The organism is Candidatus Enterococcus testudinis (genome assembly GCF_002140915.1).
Lineage (GTDB): Bacteria > Bacillota > Bacilli > Lactobacillales > Enterococcaceae > Enterococcus_D > Enterococcus_D testudinis.
Window position 1 is genome coordinate 3,035,555 of sequence record NZ_NGKU01000001.1, and the last position, 2,805, is coordinate 3,038,359.

The following is a 2,805-nucleotide window of genomic DNA, read 5'->3' on the forward strand; positions in this document are numbered from 1 at the left end:
ATTTTATATATACTAAAAAAAAGAATCCCCTTCTGTAGAATAGCGTTATAACACCACATTCACAGAAAAGAGGGACTCCCTATAAAATATTTTACTACAGAAAACCTAAAGTCTCTAGTAGAAAAACGATTAATAAATTATTTCGTGTCCGTTTAAATTACAATATGGATATACATTCAATACTGTTTCAGAGGTAATATTCAATGTATTAACAAATAATTTTTTTTATTTAATATGATGCTAACTTTATATCTGATAATTCTAATAACAGTTGATTACCCTTTTAAGATTTTAAACGAATTATAAAATTATGAACAGAAACAGAAAAAGAGGCCTAAGCCTCTTTTTCTAATGATGTTGCTGTTTGTGGCCAACTAAAACTTCAGCAGCTTTACTCCTAATTTTTTTCGTTTTACCAGTAGATAAATCTCTACCAGCCTTTCTAACTTTAGCGGATATTCGTTGGCAGCTTTTCTTTGCCATAATAACATCACCTCACTGATCTGTTTTTCAAAAGAAAGTGGGTAGAATATCAGAAATCACACCATTTTTTATTTGATAGTCTAAGGCTATACAGGAAATGTAAGCCTTTTCTTATGTGATTTTATTATATCACAAACTCTATAAAAATGGAACGTTTGTTCTTTTTGTTAATATTTTCAATCATTTTGAGAAATAAAAATAGTGTAGCAAGTTTATTTAATAGTACTCAATGAGAGTATCTAAATCGATTTGAATACCAGCTTGTGTTAACTCTTTTTCTCTTTTTATGTGTAATTTACTAATCATTTCTTTATAATCAGCACCATAATGGATTTGGTTATGACAATTACTACAAAGAGATACAATATTAGCCTCGACATCTAATGAATAACTAAAATTACCTTGCTTTGCCATCGGAATTAAATGATGTGGCTCTGTGTAATTCACTTTGGTAGTCCTTCTTTTGAAGCTTGGGTGCGATTTATCTATTTCACATTCATAATTCGCTCGCTTTAGTGCTTTGATAGCCACTTCCTTATTCCTCTTATAAGAACTTTTTTTACCTAGAAAATCTAACTGGGGTTTAGGTTCGGGCTGTGGCTTATAATCAACAGGTTGATTTACATAGGCCTCTATTAACCCATCAATGCCATCTACTAATTCTTGATCCAGTCGTTCTTCAATATCTACTTGCTGTTCTAATAATTCTTGTAGTATTGAGCGATTTGAACTGTTTTTTTGAACTTTAATTACCTCTTCCATAATATAGTCGAACATTGCTTTGTTAGCTGAGAACAAATAACCTTGCTTTCTATTACCATTTACATTGAATGGACCATTATTATCAGGTTGTAATTTCATCAACACCTCTATATGATCCGATATATTAAATTCTTCTTCCAACTCATAATACTGTGAACTAACCTTCCAACCAGCAGTCGTCCATGTTTCTTTTAATTCTGGAGGACGGTCTTCACTTAAGCAATTTGTCTGCGCAATGCTGATCGCTTTAATTTTACGGTTTACACTGTGGAAAATAATATCGTCTTTTTTTATTTCAGTCATTCTTTTCCAGTGAGAGATACTATGCTTCTTTTGATTACTTTTCGGTGCCCATAAATACTGTCCTGCTTTCTCATCTTTATAGGATTCATTCTGAAACACGAAGAAGTATTGCTTTTTCTGACTATGCTTACCTATATTTTTTCTACTATTAATAAAGAATTTAAGCTGATCACTAATCTTAATTTGACTCTGCACTGTTCTCAGACCATTTTGGACCATATCTTGATAAGTTAATTCTCTGTCCCTAAATTCTTTTACAAACTCTAACGTCATATATCTACCATGATTAACATACGTCGTGCCATCTTTGACAAATTTAGAATCGTCAATAGACGTGCGTGGTAGATCTACATCTATAACTTTTGTCTCATATTTTATTTCTTGATCTGGTTTACCAATATATATGTAAACCGTATCACCTACTAAGACGTCTCTATTTTGTTTCCAGTTTATTTTATTTAGTGATCCAAACGCACCCTTGACGTCATAGTAATTTGGATTACAAGGAAATAGCCACTCTTGCACGTTACATCTCCACCTATTCTCGTTTGATATCTGCTGATTTCATTCTACTATATAGAAAAAAGAAAATAATCTTTTAATTAATTTATTTCCTATTTTTATATTATCTTATAAACGATGGCGAATTTTAAAATGAACTTAGCCACTTCATAAAATAAAAAAACATCATTGCCCAATTTCATGTATTATTGAAGTTCCTACACAATCAATAAAGGATGAAATGACAATGACGCAAACTGAGAATACCACATTTTTACGCAAAGGCAAACACCTTGATTATGAAGAACGAAATAAAATTGAAGCTTGGAAACAAATCGATCGCCCTTTGTCGAATCGTGCAATCGCAAAATTACTCGGACGTGCCCCTCAAACCATTCATAGCGAAGTAAAAGACGGTACGGTTCGCCAAATCAGGCGCCAAGTCCAAAATGGTAAAACCTACGAATATGAATCGTTTGTTTATTCCACAGATGCTGGTCAAGCCGCTTACGAAAACGCACGAACAAATTCTCGCAAACAACCGAAATGGGTTTCTTCGCCAAAGTTCATGGCGTATGCCGATCATCAAATGAAGACAGAAAAACAAGCGCCTGATGTCGTTGTTGGTCGTGCAAAGAAACTCGGCTTGTTTCCAAATGAGACAATCCCTTGTACCACAACCCTTTACACCTATATTGATCTCGGCTGGCTGGAAACAAAAAATATTGATCTGCATCTCAAGGTTCGACGAAACAC

3 protein-coding genes are annotated in these 2,805 nt (G+C 33.3%); 1 reads left to right on the top strand and 2 read right to left on the bottom strand.

Translation table 11 applies throughout. From position 1 onward, the window contains the following. Window positions 1-348: 348 nt before the first annotated feature. A complete protein-coding gene (locus A5886_RS16120; protein WP_256926238.1) occupies window positions 349-483 on the bottom strand; it encodes a hypothetical protein in 135 nt (44 codons plus the stop codon). A gap of 216 nt (window positions 484-699) precedes the next feature. Beyond that, window positions 700-2,073, bottom strand: coding sequence for an HNH endonuclease (locus tag A5886_RS15980; protein WP_218776648.1), 1,374 nt, complete (start codon window positions 2,071-2,073; stop codon window positions 700-702). Window positions 2,074-2,296: 223 nt separating this feature from the next. Between A5886_RS15980 and A5886_RS14750 the strand changes: the two genes are divergently transcribed. Next, window positions 2,297-2,805: helix-turn-helix domain-containing protein (locus tag A5886_RS14750; protein WP_143353813.1), on the top strand; the 509-nt coding region annotated here is incomplete at its 3' end.